Source organism: Alkalibaculum sporogenes, assembly GCF_009362815.1.
Taxonomy (GTDB): Bacteria; Bacillota; Clostridia; order Eubacteriales; family Alkalibacteraceae; genus Alkalibaculum_A; species Alkalibaculum_A sporogenes.
The window spans coordinates 144131-166321 of sequence record NZ_WHNX01000004.1 but is presented as its reverse complement, the minus strand read 5'-3'; the positions used below and the strand labels follow the sequence as shown (position 1 = coordinate 166321).

The following is a 22191-nucleotide window of genomic DNA, read 5'->3' as shown; positions in this document are numbered from 1 at the left end:
TTATCGCTAGTCTAGGATCCTTCGCCATTATGATTTCTGATGAAGTAAAACAGGGCTAAAATCTGATCTCTGACTTGAGTCTCACATTAACTTATTTCTATGGAGTGATATTGTTATATTATAAATATCTCTAGGTTATTTGGCAAGCATTAGCAAAAATTGATTTTCATCTATAATATTTATTCCTAGTTCGACTGCTTTGTCATATTTTGATCCTGGGTTTTCACCTGCTAGTAAGTAATCTGTGTTTTTACTAACCGATGATCCAATTTTTCCGCCATTATCTTCTATTAATGATTTTGCTTCATCTCTTTTTAATGTAGGTAGAGTACCTGTAACGACAAATTTTGAACCATTAAATAAATTCTGTTTTTTTTCTTTTTGTATGTGTTGCATATTTAATCCTAACTCTTTTAATCTGTTTATTAAATCTATATTTGAAGATATACTAAAAAACTCTACGATTTCATCTGCCATCTTTTCGCCAATTTCTTGTACTTTTATTAACTCGTCAGTAGTTGCATTAATTAAACTATCAATATCTTCAAATTTTTCGGCTAATAATTTCGCAGTCTTTTCACCTATATAAGGAATCCCTAAAGCATATATGAATCGATTTAAATCTCTATCTTTAGCAATTTCAATTGATTTAAGAAGATTTTCTACTGATTTTTCTCCTAGCTTTTCTAATTTGAAAATTTCATCTTTTCGCAAATGTAGTAGAAATAAATCTCCTGGATCTTTTATAAACCCTTCCTGCCAAAGTTTACTAACTAAAGAAGACCCTAAGCCTTCTATATTCATAGCGTTTTTTGAAACAAAGTGAGTAATTCGTCTCTTTACTTGAGCTGGGCATATTACATTAATACACTTCCTAGCTGATTCACCTTCCATCCTGAATGTTGGTTGCCCGCATTCAGGGCAATTTTGTGGCATATGAAATTCTAGTTCGTTTCCTGTTCTCTTGTTAAAATTAACTTGTACAACTTCCGGTATAATCTCTCCTGCTTTTCTAAGGGAAACAAAATCTCCAATTCTTATATCTCTCTCTTTAATAAAATCTTCGTTGTGTAAAGTAGCTCTACTAACTCTTGTTCCTGCTAGCTGCACTTCTACTAATTCTGCTACAGGAGTTAAATTACCTGTTCTTCCAACTTGAACGCTAATATCTAATAGTTTCGTTTCTTTAATCTCTGGTGGAAATTTATACGCTATTGCCCATTTAGGACTCTTCGCAGTACTACCTAATACTTGTCTATGATTTAGATTATCAACTTTAATAACTATTCCATCAATGTCAAAAGGCAACTTAAATCTTTTTTTATTCATATCATCGCAGTACTTAATTATATCTTCTATATTTTCGCATATAATATATGGGCTTACCTTAAAACCAATGGAACTTAAATAATCTAGACTTTCATGGTGTGTTTCAAATTCCATATTCAATGCTTCTTCTAAATTAAAAATGTATATGTCTAATGGACGCCTAGCTGCAACTTTAGAATCCAATTGCCTTAAAGAACCAGCAGCTACATTTCTAGGATTAGCAAATAAGGGTTTATCTTCAGCTAATCTTTGTTCATTTAACAATAAAAAATCCTGTCTATTTATATACACTTCACCTCGGACTTGTAAATTGTCAGAAGTCTTTAATTTTAGAGGCATGGTATCTACAGTCTTTAGATTAAACGTAACATTCTCGCCAATCTCGCCATTACCTCTAGTAGCACCTTGCACAAACAATCCATCTTCATAATTAAGGATAACAGTTAAACCATCAAATTTATACTCAACTACATACTGATAATCCTTTATAGTTTTTGAAATTCTATTATCAAAAGCTCTAAGGTCGCCAGCATCAAATGCATTTGCTAAACTAAGTTTTGAACTGCTAAACACCACTTTTTCAAATGAATCTAATATATCCCCACCTACACGCAGACTGGGAGAATCAGCAGTCTTAAACTCCGGATGTTCTTCCTCCAGAGATATTAACTGTTTCATAAGATTGTCATAATCATCATCAGCTATTTGTGGTTTATCAAGCTGATGGTATTGTCTGTTGTGAAATTCTATTTCTTCTCTTAATTTTTTAATAGTTTCCTGTATATCCATATATGCTCCTGTCTTAGTTCTTGTTCTTTGTAATAGTTATTTAAAATTATTGTAATAATACCTAAGCATTCAATCCTATTATATACATCTATATGGTTCAATAAACTCTAAATACGAGTCTTCGAAATTAATTACTCTTATATATAAATCCTAGGACTTTCTTCTATTAGATATTACACTTTAGTAATAGGTGCCATACTTAAGGCCAATTTCTTTATTCCCATTCCTGGGAATGCAATTGATGCAATAGCGTCATCGCCTGTACCAGAAATATTTATTACTGTTCCTATTCCCCATTTAGCATGATTGACTTTTGTACCTTCCGTTATATCAGTATTACTTGATTTTTTTTCTTGAGCATACGTTGTGTTCATTCTACTAACCTGTTGGAGCATTCCATTTTTTCGGGACAAATTATTCTTATTAGCACGATCTTTTTCAGCAGCTGCTTTTTTATCTAAATCTTCTACAAATAGTTCTTTAGGAATTTCATCAATAAACCTAGACTTTGAATTATAGCTAGTTTTACCATATAACTTCCTATAATTAGTAAATGTAATAAATAGTTTTTCCATAGCTCTCGTAATACCTACATAACATAATCTTCTCTCTTCATGAAGCTCTGTATCATTATATAAAGACCTAGCATGAGGGAATATATTTTCTTCTAATCCAGGTAAAAATACTATAGGGAACTCTAATCCCTTAGCATTATGTAGAGTCATAAGCTTAACTTGTCCCTGTTCTTGAGAAAAATCGTCAATATCAGCAACTAAAGATACACTTTCTAAAAATGCAGTAAGGGATATATCATCACTATTAGTTTCAAATTCTACAGCACTTGAAACTAATTCCTGTAGATTTTCTTTTCGATTAAGTGCATTTTCTATCTTACCTTCGTTGAGCATGTTCATATATCCTGTTTTAATCATAATATTATCTATAAGTTGGCTAAGTGGCAAACTATCTTTAAGTTCCATTAAATCCTTCATAATATCTGAAAACTCTGTAAGCTTTATTATTACTGATTTTGATAGTCCTACTATTTCTTCTACATTTAAAACAACTTCGAACAAACTTTCACCTTTAAAATCTGCGAATTGTTGTATCTTTTCAATGGTAGCATTTCCAATTCCTCTTTTAGGTATGTTTATTACTCTTTTAAAGCTAACATCATCTTTTGCATTTTCAAGCAATATTAAATAAGATATAATATCTTTAATTTCCATTCTTGAATAAAATTTTAGCCCACCAATTATTTGGTAAGGAATTCCTCTGCTCATAAACGATTCTTCAAATACTCTAGATTGTGCATTTGTTCTATACAGTATAGTAAAATCACCATAATTGTAATCAGTAGTTTTGACCATTTCTTTAATTTTTGCCGCTATATAATCAGATTCTTCTCTTTCACTGAACAACTGCTTTAACTCTATTAATTCTCCAGAAGAATTATCTGTCCACATCTCTTTGGATTTTCGTTGAGGGTTATTTTGTATTACACAGTTTGCAGCTTCAATGATTACTGAAGAAGAACGATAATTTTGCTCTAATCTTATAATTTCAGCATTATTAAAATCTTTTTCAAATTCTAGTATATTTCTTATATCAGCTCCTCTAAAACCATATATGCTCTGATCATCATCACCACAAACACATAGATTTTTATATTTATTTGCCAATAGACCTACAATCCGATATTGAATTGGATTGGTATCTTGATATTCATCTACTACTATGTATTTGAATTTATTTTGATAATGATTTAATATTTCTTCATTTTCTTCTAATAGTTTCACCACATTTACAAGCAGATCATCGAAATCCATTGCGTTATTAGAAATAAGCTTATTTTGATATAGCTTGTATATAGATGCAATCTTTTCCCCTTTGTAATCCCCTTGATTATCTCTTTCAAACTTTATTACTGAATGTCCTTTTTCTTTAGCTTTTGAAATTGCAGAAGAAACTGATGCTATTGGCATTGACTTATCGTCTATATTTAGCTCCTTAAAACATTCCTTCAAGATGCTTTTCTGGTCTGATGAATCGTAAATAACGAAACTTCTTTCATATCCTATCAAATTACTATGTACTCTTAAAAGTCTAGCACATAAAGAGTGAAAAGTGCTCATCCATAGCCCATTAGCATCTGGTATATTCATTTTTATAATTCTATCTTTCATTTCCTGAGCTGCTTTATTTGTAAAGGTTAAAGCCAATATTTCATATGGACGCGCTTTTCCACTTTGTATAATATGAGCAATTCTATGTATTATGGTTCTAGTTTTACCAGAACCAGCTCCTGCAAGGATAAGCAACGCACCATCAGTATGCAATACCGCCTTTTGTTGCCTATCGTTTAATCCCTGTAAAAGATCCATAATTAATTCTCCTCGTCTTTAGTTTATTACATATATTTTCAAAATACTATTTTACCATAGTAAATAGACCTAAGCACCTTATCCATTTCTTCTTTAGTCATCACAATAGGATTTGACCTAGTAGAACCTAACATAGAGTTGTCCAGTAATACATTGTAGTTACTCTTAAATTCTTCCTCTGTGATACCCATTTCCTGAAAACTCTTAGGGATATTTAAAACCCTATTTAATTTTCTTATTCCCTCTATAAAATCATCTTCACCAATTACTTTAGAAAGTTTTTTCAACTTCTCGTATACTTCATTTTCCTTAGAATTATATTCTAGTACATAGGGTAATCCTATTGCATTTAGCAAACCATGCCCATAATTAAATAATCCACCAAAAGCATGAGAAATACCATGATCCATTCCAAGTCCTATATTGTGAAATGCACTCCCAGCCATTGCTTGATAATTATGAACCTTTTGTCTACTTTGCAAATCCCCTTGCATATACGATACAGGCAAATATTTATATAAACCTTCTACTGCACCTTTACAAAGAACTTCACTAAAATCATCTAACTTCTTATTTATATAACACTCTACTGCATGTGTCATAGCATCTAAGCCAGTACATGCGACCACGTCTTTAGGCATGGATAAAGTAATCTCACTATCTAATATTGCGTAATCTGGTATAAAAGAATAAGTTTTAAGTCCTATTTTAATATTATCCTCTTTAAAAGTAATAACAGCAGTCTTTGTAACTTCTGTTCCTGTCCCTGATGTAGAGGGTATAGCAATTAAACACGCCTTTCTAGAAATATTTAAATCTATAGATTGTCTGATTGATTCAAAATTCAATTTTGGATGTTCGTGAAGAAGCACCATTACTTTACTTGCATCAATAGCAGAACCACCTCCCACCCCGATTATTGCATCTGGATTGAATTTATCCATTTCTCTAACACCTTCTAATACTACATCAGTAGTAGGGTTAGCGCCTATTCCTGAAAAAACCGTATACTCACAGTTATTTTCATCTAACAAAGATTTAACTCTATCAATAGTTCCATTATTAAACATAGCAGCTTTACCTGTTACTATAAAATACTTTTTGTAATGCAATTCCTTTAAAAAATCTAATGCATTTTCTCCAAAAACAAGTTCTTTTCCATGTAATCTAATGTTTCTCATTTGTATCCACTCCCAAATAACTTTAGTAATTTTACCTTTTCACAGCTCAATACATGTCTTCTAACTAATAACTTAACCCTACCTATTATGAAGTTCGGATAGCATAAACTTTATTATATTATACATTATGTAAATATAATAAACAGAAAATAATTTTAGAAATATTTTCACGACTGCCTTAATAGATATATAATAAGGTAGGTGCTGTATGAATAAAATAATAATATTTTTTATAATAATCACTTCTTTATTTTTAACTTCATCTTGTAGTAAAAGTGAAGAGAAAATAAACGAAGAAATAGTTAATTCTGTAATAGAACTTATATCTTATAATTTCGAACTAAATAATATCAAAATTACATATGATGACTATAAACAAAGAGTGTTTGATTATTTCGTCAGTGAAGATAAATTTAACGAACATTTAAAGTACAATATATTAAACCCCACAATATTAGAGGATGTTACTACTAATGATTCTGCTAGGATTAAAGAATATGAATCTTTGAAAAAAAACTATGATCTTCTAGATATAAAAATCTCTAAGATTTATAATGATAGTTCTTCTACAAATAAATACGTATATATTCATATGATATTGTCACCTACAACTCATAAAAAAATGGAATCCGGATTGGCATATACATCCCAAACTCATGCGTTAAATGAAGAACGAAATATTAAATTAGAATTAATCCAAGAAAAAAGAAATTGGAAAATATCAAATTTTGAGGGTAATTCGTATCTTGTAGAATTAAAAGATAAACTTTCTAAAGAATTTATAAATAGGTATACAGCTCATGATAATATTGAAGTCGAGTATATAGAAGATATGGAATTTATAAATGATTAGTACTAGCAAAATGCCTAGTTCATGACCCTGTACGTAGTTTTACCACATTTTTATAATTAATAATATTGCACCTATAAAAATAAATATATCTGCAATATTAAACACGGGTAATCCTTTAAACTTGAAAAAGATAAAATCCGTTACACGATCATTTTTTATACGGTCTATATAGTTGCCAGTAGCGCCGCCTAAAACAAAAGATAAAAATAATTTTAATTTAGGATCATTATCTTGTAATATTTCAAATATAAAAACAGCATATAAAAAAAATATAGTAATACTTATAATAAACTTTAACAAAAGCTTTTTCTTGCTGAGTAAACCTAAAAAAGCACCCTCATTATATACTAGTGTAAAGTATAGACTTTTGTATATGCGTTTAATATTTATTTCTTTTTCTCTAAAAAACTGAGCAACATATTTTTTGCTTCCTAAATCTAGTGAAACTATAAGACATATTATTAGAATATATACCATTTATTACTTGCTACTTTCTATTTGATTATAGTCCTCTTTATTGTTTTTTAATAATAATATTTCTGTCATTAGATCTCATCTCTGTCCCGCTTTAATAGGCACTAAAAGTCGGTTATTCTTATAATCTTAAAAAACAAATTTCCAAATATTTTTTTTATGTTTAATATAACATATGCTTATAATTGCCGCAATTGCAACAACTACTTCTACCATCCATACATTTGTAGATGCTAAAATTATTGAGAAGTTTAATAAAGTATGTAATGCAATAGCATAAAGTAAAGAAGATTTTTTTCCTACTCTTACACCGTTAAGTTGAAATAACGAAAGCCCCATATGTATAATTATAACAAATAATCTTTCTAATCCTGCCATTAAGAAAAGATAAGGGGAACTTTCTAATAACAAATCATTTACAATACTTACATTTGGAATTATACTGACAATAGTGTCAAACCACTGAAAATTCATATTTAAAATGATTATTATAAATATCAGGTAATTTATTCCAACCATGGTTATAGCTTCTATCCCACCATGCCCTATACCAAATACTAAACCATTTTTCCATTCTCTATTATTCGTTAGAACAAATTTAAAAGCCAAAAATCTTCCTACTTCTTCGAAAATTCCAGCTGTTAAAGCCAAGAATAAAATATATACAATATTATTACTCAAAATATTAACAGTAAACCAAAATTGTCCTGACAACCAATGTAGCATTGGTATTCTTGTAAAAATTTGAAATAACGAGAATACAATAATTCCAACTATAAAATACAATATAGACGCATTGTATTTCCTCTTAAAATATATCATCAATCCTATAGGTAATACGACTGATATTATTGCTGTTAAAGTTATAAATAGTATGGAAAGCATATTCATTTCACATACCTCCTTCTAAGCTAGTTATTAATAGTATAGCATATATGATATTTAATAGTTAGGGATAGAGCAGAGATTATAACCTAGAATTTTCGACATAATTCTCCATATTATTATGCTAATTGAAATTTGAGTATGAAAGAATATTTACAATTGATTCCATAATAATCTAAATGTATTGACATTTTCCAGACTTACTTTATAATATAAAGTAAGTTAAAGGAGTGATCAATCGTGAAAAATAATTTAGAAAATGCTTTAGAAGATATACAAATAATTAAAAACTCTATTGGAGAAACCAAAAATAATTATTATAATTTATTTAAAATTTTGTTAATCTTAGGTATTATTAATTTGATTTCTTTTACTTCGCGTATAATATTAATGATATTAGGGATTCCTATATTTTTGAAATATGTCGCGATTCATAACTATATAGGCATGTTCATATATATACTTTTTTTTATTTATTTTATAAAAATTTATAGACAAGAAAAAACAAGTTCAAATAAATATTATCTAGGTTTTTTAAGTATATTTGCAGGGGTAACATTTTTATTTCCATTATTCATACGTATTCTGTATATATTAGCAATTCCACTTATAAACGAAAAAATGGAAAACTTCGCAATTCAATTAGAAAGCTTTAGCCAATTATCTAATATTTTACTTTTCTGTTTGTTTATGATCATATGCAGCTATATTTTGAAGAAAAAAAGTATGATAGTTATATCAGCAGTTATCTTTTTTGTATACTTAGTCATATCTTTAATCTATCATGATATTGGATTTGAAATTAGCCATTCTACTACAACAGCTTTCGCTTACGTTACGGTACTTAATCTATATTATAATATAGTTACATCAATTGGTTATATCGTCACAGCAATAGTTTTAAAGAATGGAGTTAATAAAATAAATGGAGTTAACTAATATTCCCGAAGCTTTTACATTACCATTAAGAATATCTTTAATAAGCTGTTTAATTGATGGGCAAAAGACCTTTAATGAAATAAAAGAAATTACAAAAGCAACCGATGGCAATATAAGTGTACAATTATCTAAGTTGCAAAAATGGGGATATATAAATTCTGAAAAAAGAGCGGTTAATAAATATTCACAAACGATATATTCAATTACACAGTTTGGATTAGATAAGTTAGAAGAGTATGTTGTGTTGTTAGAGGGGATAGTGAGAGGTACTACACCTAAAGCCACATAAATATTTTTTATTTATTTCTATTCTACTTTGAAGTGTATATACTCATAATTGTCTTTCAATTTAATGAATATTATCTTTATGAGAGGGGGGTATAATAAAGTACATGTTTAAGAGGATAGACAATTATTGAAAATATAAAGAATAATATATTACAAAGGAGATAAATACCCATACTCAAAATCAAAATTTAAGATTAACTGGTTATTTATACTAATTCAATGCATCTATTTATAGGAATATTAGCACCCTGAAGGAGCTTTAGGGTGTAATAGATTAAATGTTTATTTCTTTTAAACTTTATGATTGGAGTTGATATATTGTATAAAGGTAGTGACGAATTATACAAATTAAAAATTATTTTAATTATTTTCTCTGTATTATCTTTATTAATCTTATCGGGATGCCGGCAAGTTTCTATGTCGATGGATAGGACACTTCCAACGTGGATTAGTGAGTATGTTTATGAAGATCCGGAACTTTTATGGGCATATGAAAACGGATATTTTCTGGAAGAACCTATAGTAGAGGAAAAAGATGGCTTAAAAATGACTATCTGGGCTATTTTATCTGACGATATCCTTACACAAGCTTTATTATCAGTAGAACCTCTTGAAGATGAATACCCTGTTCCCGGTTATGGGCTTATTACAGATTTAGATGATGAGCCACTAGAATATCCCATTTTTAAATCGAGTGCCTTAACACCCAATGGTACAGTCGGTGCTCAATATATCATATCTCCTACACCAGGCGAACATCAGCTTACTATTAAACTTAAGAACATAGAGACTGATAATCTTGGGAACGAAACTGAATCTTTTATCCTTGAAAAACAATTACAGTTTAACAGTGGAGAGTTGGCAAAATTCAATACTTCCCATGAAATCAACCAAAGTATAGAAGCCTCTAATGGCTCTATGTCCATCAATAAGGTGATGTATACACCTTCCATGGTGTATGTAAACATAACTAATTCAGATGTCGACCGTATTACCGACAGTCGACATCCACTAAGTGATATATATCTGACCACTGACGGTAGAAAATTAGAGGGTACAACTAGACAAATTGATAGTTATGAAGATAATATTCCTTACTATTTTGTATTTCCACGTCCTAAAGAATCAGAAGATGTAAAATTAGTTATACCTGCACTTTCTTATAATGAAGATGCAGATCTTACTTTTAGCAAAACTGATATAGGGACGACAAAGACATTAGAAGAAACTGACCTTACTTTAAAAGACTGGCGTGTAACGGATAAAGGGCTGGAGCTAGATATATTGCATGGAGACATGGGCAATTTATATGAAATAACAAACTGGGAAACCTTTGATACAGGAGTAGAAGCTATTAATGTCAGTGCTATTGACCCGCGTCCGGGTATCGACAAAGATGAAGAAAAATTGATGACATATCATTTCCCAGCCGAATGGAACTCTGAGGAGTGGGAGACCACCGATTCAGTAATGATAACCAAAGTAAAGGTTGCACAAGAAGGACCTTGGACAATATATTTGCCACCTATAGAGAAGGCACAATCCTCACACCCCCAGGAAATTGTTCAGGATCATTCATATGATACCATGAAAGACGCCGTTGAAGCAGTTATCTCTCAAGAGGATAAAAAAATGTACTTTGAGGGAGGATCATTTACATACGATTTAAAGGAATTCTATGATAATGGTAAACCTTCTTATCACATTATTTTTTCTATGGGAGAAGTTAAAGATAATCAAGTGACTTCAAAAGCTTATACCGTAGGAGACGAAATAACTTCATCAGGTGAACAAAAATTTATTAGAACGCCAGAAGCCCATGAAAAGATAAAAAATGAAGATATGGATATGATTTTAGAGACTTATGAAGACCGAACACATTTCGTCGTTGACTTGGCTAAGAAAGAAGGCAGAGATCTGGCAGATGATGCATTTTCAATGGGATACACCCTAGACGGACTGTACAATGGTGAATGGTTCTGTGTATTCTTTAACGGAGATAATCTCCAGGCAGCCTACAATATTAAAACGGAAGAACTAGTCGTGTCAGATGATATGGAGAATCTGTCCGTCATCGATAATAAGCCTGTAAAACCTTAGTCGTTGAATGAATAGATAGCCACCCTTGTAATTGTATTACTATTTAGGCGAAATACTCAATGAATTAAATATGTAAAATATTACAAATGAAGCAAATAATCCTTGGTAATAAACATCAATAACAAAGTAAGCTCAATGCTGGTAAAGAATATTAGCATTGAGCTTACATTATTTAATTTATAGATCTAGAACATTTCTTTACTCATTATACCAATGGCTGCAGTTTTTTCTTAAGTTATCAGCCACTTCAATTGGAACTGAATAAACAGGTGGATTGTTATCCGCATATTATACTGACATTAATCAATACTAGACTTTGCTATTATTACTTCAAGAAGTTTACCTAATTCAGGCCTGATTTGTACAAAATGATTTTGTTTTATATTTCACATTAAGTTTTTAATTTTTTAGTATAGCAGGTCGCTGTGGGCAGCGACCCCTACCCGATATTATAATATGAAATTAATCTCAAACCGTATTTGTCCCAAACCGTAGTGGTCGCTGCCCACGGCGACCATAAAAATGAATAACCTTGTATTTGACCTTTTTGAACCATTTCAAAACCTCCAAGTATAAAAATAAAGTAGTATATAACAATCAACTTTCAAGTTGAAAATCATACACTGCTTTAAATTCATAAATGGCTTAAATACACACTCTTACTACTCCCACTCAATCGTACTTGGTGGTTTACTGGTAATATCATAGACCACTCTATTAATATGTTTTACTTCGTTAACAATTCTATTTGATATTCTCTCTAAAACATCTAATGGGATTCTTGCCCAGTCAGAAGTCATACCATCTGTACTAGTTACTGCTCTTAGGGCGATAGTGTAATCGTAAGTACGTTCATCACCCATAACTCCTACACTTCTGTTCCCAGGTAATACAGCAAAATACTGCCATATTTCATTTTCTAGTCCTGAATTTTTTATCTCATCTCTAAAGACGTGATCTGCCTCTTTTAGAATATCTAGTTTTTCATTTGTTATTTCTCCAATGATTCTTATACCTAGTCCTGGTCCTGGGAAGGGTTGTCTCCATACAATGTCTTTTGGAATTCCAAGTTCTTCTCCAACAGCTCTTACTTCATCTTTAAATAAGTCTCTAAGTGGCTCTATTAAGGTAAAATCTACATCATCTGGTAAACCACCAACATTGTGATGACTCTTAATAACTGCACCATCTTTTGATCCACTTTCTATTACGTCTGGATATATAGTTCCTTGGAGTAAGTACTCCATACCTTTTAATTTGTTTGCTTCATCTTCAAATACTCTTATAAATTCTTCACCAATTACTTTTCTCTTAGTTTCAGGATCTGTAACTCCTTGTAATTTTGTCAGAAACCTTTCCTGCACATTTACACGTATAAAATTCATATGAAATCTGTTCGAAAATATTTCTTCTACTTGATCTCCTTCATCTTTTCTAAGCAAACCGTGATCTACAAATATACAAGTCAAGTTATCTCCGATAGCTCTATGTACTAGTACAGCAGCTACAGATGAATCTACACCACCACTAAGAGCACATAGTACCTTTTTATTTCCAACTTTATCTTTAACCAATTGAATTTGTTCATTAACAAAGTTTGACATGGTCCAGTCGCCTGTACACTTACATGTTTCAAATAGGAAACTCTTAATTATATCTCTTCCATATTGTGTGTGTTCCACCTCAGGATGAAATTGCACTCCAAAAAAGTTTTTATCTTTATTTTCCATAACTGCTACAGGACAAGTGTCTGTTGTAGCAGTTATTGTGAATTCTGCTGGGACTTCTTTTATATAATCGGTATGACTCATCCATACTACCGAATCATGCATATTAGAATGTAATAAATTCTCTGTTTCAATAACTTTTAAATTTCTCTTACCATATTCTCTTATAGTTGGCTGTTCCACAAACCCACCTAATACATGAGCCATTAACTGGGCTCCATAACAAATACCTAAAATAGGGATTCCTAATTCAAAGATTTTTTTATCACACCTAGGTGCATTTTCTTGGTATACACTAGATGGCCCTCCGGTAAATATAATACCTTTAGGTTGTTTTTCTATTATTCTCTCAATAGATACATCGTATGGTAATATTTCGCAGTAAACATTTACTTCTCTTACTCTTCTAGCTATTAACTGATTGTATTGACCACCAAAATCGATGACCAAAATCGTTTCCTGTGACTTCATTCACGTGCCTCCTTAGCAACTTGCGCTATTATAATTAGGTGATTCTTTTACTATAGAAACATCGTGAGGATGACTTTCTCTTAATGCTGCACTAGTAATTTTAATAAACTGAGTGTTTTCTTTCAGTTGTGTTATATTTTCTGTTCCACAATACCCCATACCCGCTCTTAATCCGCCTATCAATTGGAATACTGTATCTGCTAGGGAACCTTTATAAGGGACTTTCCCTTCTATCCCTTCTGGAACTAATTTTTTTTGGTTCTCTTGAAAATATCTGTCAGAACTACCTTCTTTCATAGCTGCAACAGATCCCATGCCTCTATACGACTTAAAGCTTCTACCTTGATAAATAACCATCTCACCTGGACTTTCTTCTGTACCTGCAAATAAGCTACCAATCATTATAGTATCAGCCCCTGCTGCTATAGCTTTAGTTATATCACCAGAATACTTTATACCTCCATCTGCTATAATAGGTATATTGTATTGTTTAGCTACTTCATAACAATCCATAATTGCTGTGATTTGAGGTACACCTATCCCCGCTATAATTCTTGTTGTGCATATAGATCCTGGGCCAATTCCTACCTTTATTGCATCTACTCCTGCTTCTATTAAAGCCTTTGCAGCTTCACCTGTAGCAATATTACCGGCTATTAGCTCTAATTCAGGGTAAGTGTCCTTTATTTTTTTAACCATCTCAATTACGCCTTTTGAGTGTCCATGAGCTGTATCTACTATTATGACGTCTACTTTAGCAGTAACTAAAGCTTTTACCCTATCCATCATATCTTTTCCTATCCCCACAGCTGCTCCAACTAAAAGTCTTCCTTTTTCATCCTTTGCAGAGTTTGGATATTTAATTGCCTTCTCAATATCTTTTATAGTAATTAGACCCTTTAAATTATTTTCTTTATCAATTATAGGTAACTTCTCTATCTTATGAAACTTCAATATTTTTTCTGCTTCTATTAGAGTTGTACCTTCAGCGGCAGTTACTAAGTTTTCTTTTGTCATAGCATCTATTATTTTTACTGTAGGATCATTTTCAAATCTTAGATCACGATTTGTTATAATTCCAACAAGTTTTTCGTCTTCAGTAATAGGCACACCAGAAATATGGTATCTCTCCATTAATTCTAATGCATCTCCAACAACATGACTTGGGCTTAGAAAGAAAGGGTCTACAATAACGCCGTGTTCACTTCTTTTAACTTTATCAACCTCCCTAGCTTGTCTATCAATTGGCATATTTTTGTGTATAATTCCTATACCACCTTGTCTAGCCATAGCTATAGCAAGTTGAGCTTCTGTTACAGTATCCATTCCAGCACTTATAATAGGAATGTTAAGCTTAATTTTTTTTGTTAATACTGTAGATAAATTCACCTGATTAGGCAATACATCTGATGCAGCAGGCAATAATAAAACATCATCAAAAGTAACTCCCTCTTTTACTATCTTTTCCATTACTCACACTCCTATTTTTTTTAATATGATTATTCTTCAATAAAGCTCCATCTATGTTGCCAACTTATTAGGAAATTCGTAAATTCCCTTTGTTTATAATAGGTCGTTAGACGTAGTTTATGGGTCTATGTAGAAAATTACCTCTACAAAGCGAACATTATCTAATCTTATTTTGTTAATTGTCCGTAATAATATTTTTATTAGTATAGTACTAACTAATCTAATTGTCAATAACATTGATAATTTTCAGAAAACTTAACTACAGTATTAGGTTGACTAAACTATTTTCACTTTGGTAACTTGTATTAAAATTATTCCATTAACTTAAGATCTCCGTCTTTAATAAAATTCTTTTTTCTCATAATAATAGCGATGATTTGAGTAATAATAGCTGGAAATAGGAAATGTAATAGTACAATTGAAATCCAAACAGAAGTACCAGTACCCATAGCTTCTAATGTTCCAAACTGACCTACTAACCCGCTTGTACCCATTCCTGATCCATATGGTACGTTTTCCATTTTAAAAACTGTTGTAGCTATTGGCCCTAGTATGGCAGACGTAAGAATTGGAGGAATCCAAATGAAAGGATTTTTTACGATATTGCCCATTTGTAACATAGACGTGCCTACACCTTGAGCAAATAGCCCACCAACTCCATTTTCTTTATAGCTCATCACTGCAAATCCAACCATTTGACTTGCACATCCTACAGTAGCTGCTCCAGCGGCTAAACCACTTAATCCTAGCATTAATCCAATTGCTGCACTACTAATAGGCAAAGTTAGTGCTATACCCATGAGTACTGATACTAAAATACCCATTGGAATAGGATGTTGCTCTGTAGACCACATTATTACTTGTCCAAATCCATTCATCAATCCACTGGTTACAGGTCCTATGTAGTACGCGGCTAAACCCCCTGCAATAACTGTAACTGCTGGAGTTACAATAATATCTAACTTTGTAGATTTCGAGACTATTTTTCCGAATTCAGCCCCTATTATTCCTGCAATCAAAGCTGAAACAGGGTCTCCACCTATAACTCCGCCAATTGCTGAAGCAAACATTACTAAGGGTGGCGCTTTTAATGCGTAAGCAACTGCTACTGCTATTGTTGGAGCTGTCATACTACTTGCGGCTGGCCAAAGTACTTCTGTAAAAAAATCTATATGGAGTCTTATACCTATTTGATTTATTATACTTCCAATAATTAATGTAGAAAAAAGTGCTAAAGCCATGTAACTTAACGCATCTATTAAATATCTTTGAACGCTAAATTCTATGTCCTTCTTTTTTAAAAAATTCTTAAATTTTTCCATAATATCCTCCATACGAGTTTTTCTGTATTTTAATCTATAAAAGGATGTGTTGTCAATAATTTCAGTTAACGAAATCGAGTAACACCTGCTTCTAAGCTAATCAAGTGTTCTATTACTGTTGTAGGAGATAGTTTCACACGTATGAGTATACTTGCTGCTCTACTTGTCGAGGACTCATTATATTTTATATCAAAAGGAATATTCCATGAAACCAATAAATTCATTACTGTATTTATTTCTGCTAGTTTTATCTTATCTTTAGAAAATATACTTTGAATTAATTCATTTGACAGTATCTTACTTATATCATTTATCGTGCCCACCTATAATAACCCCATCCTTTTTAATATAGTGTATAATATGATGGGGTTATTCTTATTGACACTTTTTAATTGTTTGTTCTTAGTATGGTAAAAATATGTTACCTTTTATAATTTGCTTGTATCATTGTTTAGAATAGTTCTAAGGTATCACTATGGTTTAGACGAAGGAGTATGTATGTTCCGATTTAGTTTATTGCAATGGAATCTGACTCTCTTTACTTGTTTCGTTTTTTTGTTTAGTGTTATCAATCGAATGTATTTGACTATCCACCATTCCCGCATTTTGATTCGCCTCATTATCGTTGCTACTCTCATCACGATTAGAAGGAGCCTCTGAAGACTTTTGATTTGTAGATGTTACATTTTCAGATGATGAACTTTTATTTCTTGTTTTTGTATCTCTTAGTTCCACATCCTTATTAATAGACGGTTCTTGTTTATAATCAGATTGATCTCCCTTTGTAGATTGTGACTGATTCTGACGAGATTCTGGATTCGATTTTACATTCTCTCCAGAATTATCTTTTCCTTTTTCAGCCTCAACGGGAACCCTCTTTACGCCTTCTAGAATCATGTCGAGTAATTCTCTAATAGATTTCTCTTTTACTTCTTCTATGTCTTGTACAAGACCTTGATTTCGTAAGGTTTGATAATGTCTATATTTATTCATTGATACTCCAGCACCTTCGGATTGGTCGTAAAATTTCTTTGTTTCATTGAAAACCTGTACATCCGCATCAATGCTTTTACGTTGAAGTTGCGTTTGAATCACTTCTATTAGATAAATTTCCCATTGAAGATTTGAATCATTCCTTACCTTGACCAGGGTAGTCTCAATACTTCCTTTTTCATCTGTCGTTAAATAGCCTTTTAAAATTGATTGGGATACTATTAGGTCAACTACTTGATAGAAATCCATACCATCTGAGTCGATGGAGTCGACGACTTGTTTTCCATCGGTATTCAAAGGTGAAAGTTTTATCACATTTAAATCCTCGTCTAAATAAGCCTCAATACTCGGATTGATATCAATGGCTGCAATATAGTGCGTTTTTGAATGATTTTGAAACACCCCATACGATATAAATGCAATAAATAAAATAGCCACCGCTACAGTGGATAAAGCCGTAAAGGCTAGGTTTCTCGTACTCGCTGTATACGTCTTTCTTTCACCCATCATTGGTATATTATCTTTGGTTAGTGGTATATTTCTAAACGTTCCATCGTCACAAAAAAGAACATATTCACTCTCAGTCACTTTGATAACGACGCCTTCAATTTTATATTCTTTCATATTTTCACACTCCCAGGACCGGCTTGTACAAACGCTGAGAGCCGTCTCCATTCCGGATGTAGTTGAATTATAATAATTGTAATCAAGTACTTGCGATGTCGCTCGATTGATTTAGGCCGTGCCCCTGTCCTTTTGGTAAATGAAGATACAGGGAATACTTTTTTACCAACTAATTCATCTACTAAATCACTATGTTGGATAAATTCAAAAGCCATCTCCATGACTTTGATACGCGTTTTTCGATGTTTCGGGCTATGTCTCTCTAATTGCTCAAACGAAATGTTAAACTTGCTTAATTTTTCATCCAGTTCTAAAATTTCTTCCAAAAGCTCTGAAGTATTAGTTGATTGCTGGTACAATTCTAACGAAGCTTTCAATTCAGCTTTATCATGATCAAATAGATTATTATCTGAAACAAGGTGTAGATGACGTTTTTCTTTTCTGAAATAGTCAATAATATCCCTTTGAATTAATAGGTATACATAGTTCACAAAGGTACGCCCTTTATCAAACTCGAACGTATTTATGGCACGGTTAAAAGCAATTAGTCCAATACTAGTCTCATCGTTGCTCCAAGTTAAATGCCTTTTACATATATGTCCAACAACGTTCAGAATATAGGGCTTATAATGACGAATCAGTCTTTCTCTTTCTAATTCATTTCCATTTTTAATTTCTAATAGGATCTCTTTAAGTTTTAAATTCTCCATAATGCCTCCATATATAACCTATTAAAACCAAAAATTTAGTTTTCTACACATTATATCGGAGAAAAAGCGTATTTAATAAAGGGGGATAGTAACCATATTAAATATAATTACTACCCTATAGTTTCTACTTGAACTGTTATGGCCTACCTGATGTTCTCTCTTCTTGCCCTTCAGCTTTTTCTTGTGCTTCTATTTGTTGTTCTTTAGCTTTTTGTTGTGCTTCTACTTGTTGTTCTTTTGCTTTTTGTTGTGCTTCTTCTTGTCGCTCTTTAGATTTTTGTTGTGCTTCTACTTGTTGTTCTTTTGCTTTTTGTTGTGCTTCTTCTTGTTGTTCTTTTGCTTTTTGTTGTGCTTCTTCTTGTCGCTCTTTAACTTTTTGTTGTGCTTCTACTTGTCGTTCTTTTGCTTTTTGTAGTGATTCTTCAGCTTTCTTTTGGGCTGCTAAGAATTTTTGCTCGGCCTTTTGTTGATTCTCTAAGGCTTTCATAATACCTGCCTTTGTTTCTTCTGAAAGGTCTTGACGCTCTAAAAGCATTCTTAGGTTTTCTGAACGTTTTTGGACGTTTTTAACTACTGTTTCTTCTACTGCGGATATGTCTTCACCATCTTCTTTTGCCACTTCCATATCCTCTTCAACTTGTTTCACATGTTCTTCGTAATCTTCCAGTAACTCTTCTGCCTTTTCTAAATCACCTTCATCTAGGGACAATTCCGCTTCGTACAAACGATTATCTGCATATTCATCTTGAAGAAGTGCTTTCTCACTATTTTCTTCTGTTAACTCGTATTCTAATTCCTCTATTATACGAGAAGTATCATAGAGTTCTGAATTTGGATTGACAACTGGTTCAGCTGCATAGACATTACCTACAAATAATAAAAGTAGGCCAAATATAATACTAGGCATGATTGTTTTTTTCATCGTTATTCCACCTTTTCCTTAGAAATATTGTATATTTTTTTTTAATTCTTCTATCGACGTTTGATTTGTTTTATAATCTTCAAAAGGAGCCATAAAAATTAAGATTCCAGTTTGTTCCTCTCCTCTATGCAAATAAATATCTATTCGAATACTTTCTTTTCGATTCGATATTAGGGAAAGATATTTCTCAGTTTCATCAATCTTCTCACTATTTCTAAATGATGATTTCAATTCACTTTTAATCTCATCTAATGACTTTTCTTTTGAAACAAATGTCAAAACTGCTTTCACATTCCCATTTTGAAATATAATATTTTCTTCCACATACTTACTCGAGCTGTCTTGTTGTTGCCAACCTAATGTTTTAGTAACCTTCACTGCTTCGCTTTCATATAGATAGTTATTTTCTTCTTGTTTTTGTTCAGTGCTTTTTTCTTTATCAAGATGAGTCCCTTCGTTTCCATTATTTTGGCAAGCTCCTAATACGAATAAAAACATAAAAAACAATAGCATTAAGCCTGCCCTATATCTCATTTTGTCACCTCCATTCTTAATCTTTTGAATTTAGTTAGAAAAGAGTTTTATATCATTGGTTCGACGGTAGCTGGCTGACATAGAAAAATTTCCTTAGCCCCTTTAGCTTTGCGTATTATCATCTTTCAATGATTTTGCCTTTCTCTCTATTCACTTAGCTTTACGTAATACTCCTTTGAAATTTAGGGGGTGATGAAGATTTTTTTTTTAGACGCTGTTAGTTGCGATTTTAAAGTTATTCAAATCAGTCATCTGATAAGCTTCTCAAACAAACTATAGAAGAGAGCATTGTACTCTTAGAACTATGCTACTCTATACTGACCACATATTATTGATAAGAAAACTTATTACATGATTCAAAGGTTCGTAATTGCTCAAAAATATATGATGGAGAGCTACAGAAAAGAGGCTTCCCATAAGTTTTGAAACTTAATGGAAAACCTCTCAAAGTTATTAACAATTAATATCAGTCACTTTTCTGGACACTACAAATTGGTTAAGGATTTGAACGTTGATTTAACAAGGTTGTAAAACCTAAATTACATCATGCCGCCCATACCGCCCATGCCACCCATACCGCCGCCTGGCATTGCTGGTGCTGATTCTGTTGATGGTAATTCTACTACTGCTGCTTCTGTTGTCAAGAACATAGAAGCTACACTAGCTGCATTTTGAATTGCAGATCTTGATACTTTAGTAGGATCTATAATACCTGCTTCAAACATATCTACATAGATACCTTTTGCTACATCAAATCCCATACCTGCTTGTTTTACTCTAAGGTTTTCAACAATTACTGAACCTTCTAGTCCTGCATTCTCAGCGATTTGTCTTACTGGCTCTTCTAATGATCTTCTTACAATAGTTGCACCAGTTTTTTCGTCACCTTCTAATTTTGCAATTAGAGCTTCTACTTTTTCGATGGTATTAATATAAGCAGTTCCGCCACCACTTACAACGCCTTCTTCTACAGCAGCTCTTGTTGCATTTAAAGCATCTTCTATTCTATATTTTCTTTCTTTTAATTCAGTTTCAGTTGCAGCACCAACTTTGATTACTGCTACTCCACCAGATAATTTTGCTAATCTTTCTTGTAATTTTTCTCTATCATATTCAGAATCAGTTTCTGGAATTTGCTTTTTGATTTGCTTAATTCTATCTTCTACGTTTGATTTTTCTCCTTGACCTTCTACTATGATAGTATTTTCTTTATCAATTTTGATTTGTCTAGCTTTACCTAATTGCTCAATAGTAACAGTTTTTAGGTCATAACCTAACTCATCAGAAATAACTTCTCCACCTGTTAATGCTGCAATATCAGAAAGCATAGCTTTTCTTCTATCTCCAAAACCTGGTGATTTTACTGCTACACAGTTAAATGTTCCTCTTAATTTATTAACTACTAATGTAGCTAATGCTTCGCCATCAACATCTTCAGCAATGATTAACAGTTTGCCATTAGTTTGAACTATTTGCTCTAATATAGGTAATATTTCTTGGATATTACTTATTTTTTTATCTGTAATAAGAATATATGGATTATCTAAAACTGCTTCCATTTTTTCCATATCTGTTGCCATATAAGCTGATAAATATCCTCTATCAAATTGCATACCTTCTGTGAATTCTAATTCTGTACCCATTGATTTGCCTTCTTCAACAGTTATAACACCATCATTTCCGACTTTTTCCATAGCGTCAGAAATTAGTTTTCCTATTTCTGAATCAGCTGCCGAGATTGAAGCTACTTGAGCAATAGATTCTTTATTTTCAACTTTTTGGCTTTTATATTGTAAATCACTTACTACTACATCTACTGCTTTTTCTATACCTCTTTTTAACCCCATTGGATTTGCACCAGCAGCTAAATTTTTAAGTCCTTCTCTAATAATAGCTTGCGCTAGAAGAGTAGCAGTTGTTGTACCGTCTCCTGCAACATCATTAGTTTTTGTTGCAACTTCTTTTACTAACTGAGCTCCCATATTTTCATATGGATCTTCTAATTCGATTTCTTTTGCAATAGTCACCCCGTCATTAGTGATTATTGGAGATCCAAAACTTCTTGATAATACAACATTTCTTCCCTTTGGTCCGAGTGTTACTTTCACTGTATTAGCTAATTTATTTACACCTTCAACTAATGAATTTCTTGCATCTGAAGATAATTTAATCTCTTTTGCCATTTTTATAGTTCCT

18 protein-coding genes and 1 riboswitch are annotated in these 22191 nt (G+C 32.0%); of the genes, 4 read left to right on the top strand and 14 right to left on the bottom strand.

The window, feature by feature from the left end; genetic code table 11:
- Window positions 1-135: 135 nt before the first annotated feature.
- From ligA to GC105_RS03790, 3 genes are all read right to left on the bottom strand, one after another.
- Complete coding sequence (ligA, locus tag GC105_RS03800; protein ID WP_152801878.1) at window positions 136-2118, bottom strand: NAD-dependent DNA ligase LigA; 1983 nt, start codon at window positions 2116-2118, stop codon at window positions 136-138.
- A 173-nt stretch (window positions 2119-2291) separates the two neighbouring features.
- On the bottom strand, window positions 2292-4502 hold the full coding sequence (gene pcrA, locus GC105_RS03795) for a DNA helicase PcrA (protein WP_152801876.1): 2211 nt from the start codon (window positions 4500-4502) through the stop codon (window positions 2292-2294).
- Window positions 4503-4540: 38 nt separating this feature from the next.
- Window positions 4541-5683 (bottom strand): iron-containing alcohol dehydrogenase, encoded by a 1143-nt coding sequence (locus GC105_RS03790; protein ID WP_152801874.1) that lies wholly within the window; start codon window positions 5681-5683, stop codon window positions 4541-4543.
- Between the two features lie 208 nt (window positions 5684-5891).
- Between GC105_RS03790 and GC105_RS03785 the strand changes: the two genes are divergently transcribed.
- On the top strand, window positions 5892-6536 hold the full coding sequence (locus GC105_RS03785; protein ID WP_152801872.1) for a hypothetical protein: 645 nt from the start codon (window positions 5892-5894) through the stop codon (window positions 6534-6536).
- A gap of 39 nt (window positions 6537-6575) precedes the next feature.
- Here the strand turns inward: GC105_RS03785 and lspA are convergent, their stop codons facing one another.
- Both lspA and GC105_RS03775 read right to left on the bottom strand, forming a co-directional pair.
- Entirely contained in the window at window positions 6576-7013 is a 438-nt protein-coding gene (gene lspA / locus GC105_RS03780) for a signal peptidase II (protein WP_152801870.1), read from the bottom strand.
- 126 nt (window positions 7014-7139) lie between these two features.
- A complete protein-coding gene (locus tag GC105_RS03775; protein WP_152801868.1) occupies window positions 7140-7901 on the bottom strand; it encodes a YhfC family intramembrane metalloprotease in 762 nt (253 codons plus the stop codon).
- A gap of 234 nt (window positions 7902-8135) precedes the next feature.
- On the opposite strand from GC105_RS03775, the gene GC105_RS03770 reads away from it, so the two are divergent.
- From GC105_RS03770 to GC105_RS03760, 3 genes are all read left to right on the top strand, one after another.
- Entirely contained in the window at window positions 8136-8834 is a 699-nt protein-coding gene (locus GC105_RS03770; RefSeq protein ID WP_152801866.1) for a hypothetical protein, read from the top strand.
- Window positions 8821-9123: a transcriptional regulator gene (locus tag GC105_RS03765; protein ID WP_152801864.1), complete on the top strand. Its 303-nt coding sequence runs from the start codon at window positions 8821-8823 to the stop codon at window positions 9121-9123. Before GC105_RS03770 ends, GC105_RS03765 begins: the two co-directional genes overlap by 14 nt.
- 317 nt (window positions 9124-9440) lie before the next feature.
- Complete coding sequence (locus tag GC105_RS03760; RefSeq protein ID WP_152801861.1) at window positions 9441-11222, top strand: hypothetical protein; 1782 nt, start codon at window positions 9441-9443, stop codon at window positions 11220-11222.
- Window positions 11223-11884: 662 nt separating this feature from the next.
- Here GC105_RS03760 and guaA read toward each other — a convergent pair.
- The 9 genes from guaA to groL all read right to left on the bottom strand — a co-directional run bounded on the left by guaA (window position 11885) and on the right by groL (window position 22178).
- Window positions 11885-13420, bottom strand: a complete 1536-nt coding sequence (guaA, locus tag GC105_RS03755) for a glutamine-hydrolyzing GMP synthase (protein ID WP_152801859.1) — start codon at window positions 13418-13420, stop codon at window positions 11885-11887.
- A gap of 12 nt (window positions 13421-13432) precedes the next feature.
- Complete coding sequence (guaB, locus tag GC105_RS03750) at window positions 13433-14890, bottom strand: IMP dehydrogenase (RefSeq protein WP_152801857.1); 1458 nt, start codon at window positions 14888-14890, stop codon at window positions 13433-13435.
- 311 nt (window positions 14891-15201) lie between these two features.
- A complete protein-coding gene (locus GC105_RS03745; protein WP_152801855.1) occupies window positions 15202-16212 on the bottom strand; it encodes a PTS sugar transporter subunit IIC in 1011 nt (336 codons plus the stop codon).
- 65 nt (window positions 16213-16277) lie between these two features.
- Window positions 16278-16535 (bottom strand): hypothetical protein, encoded by a 258-nt coding sequence (locus tag GC105_RS03740; RefSeq protein ID WP_152801853.1) that lies wholly within the window; start codon window positions 16533-16535, stop codon window positions 16278-16280.
- Window positions 16536-16725: 190 nt separating this feature from the next.
- Window positions 16726-17829: an anti-sigma-I factor RsgI family protein gene (locus GC105_RS03735; RefSeq protein ID WP_152801851.1), complete on the bottom strand. Its 1104-nt coding sequence runs from the start codon at window positions 17827-17829 to the stop codon at window positions 16726-16728.
- Window positions 17826-18539, bottom strand: coding sequence for an RNA polymerase sigma-I factor (sigI, locus tag GC105_RS03730; protein ID WP_152801849.1), 714 nt, complete (start codon window positions 18537-18539; stop codon window positions 17826-17828). Before sigI ends, GC105_RS03735 begins: the two co-directional genes overlap by 4 nt.
- Window positions 18540-18675: 136 nt before the next feature.
- Window positions 18676-19461, bottom strand: a complete 786-nt coding sequence (locus tag GC105_RS16795) for a DUF5667 domain-containing protein (protein WP_193708271.1) — start codon at window positions 19459-19461, stop codon at window positions 18676-18678.
- Window positions 19462-19479: 18 nt separating this feature from the next.
- Window positions 19480-19995, bottom strand: a complete 516-nt coding sequence (locus tag GC105_RS03720) for a hypothetical protein (protein WP_152801838.1) — start codon at window positions 19993-19995, stop codon at window positions 19480-19482.
- Between the two features lie 62 nt (window positions 19996-20057).
- A riboswitch (cyclic di-GMP riboswitch) is annotated at window positions 20058-20144 on the bottom strand.
- Between the two features lie 390 nt (window positions 20145-20534).
- Window positions 20535-22178, bottom strand: coding sequence for a chaperonin GroEL (gene groL / locus GC105_RS03715; protein ID WP_152801836.1), 1644 nt, complete (start codon window positions 22176-22178; stop codon window positions 20535-20537).
- Window positions 22179-22191: the final 13 nt, after the last annotated feature.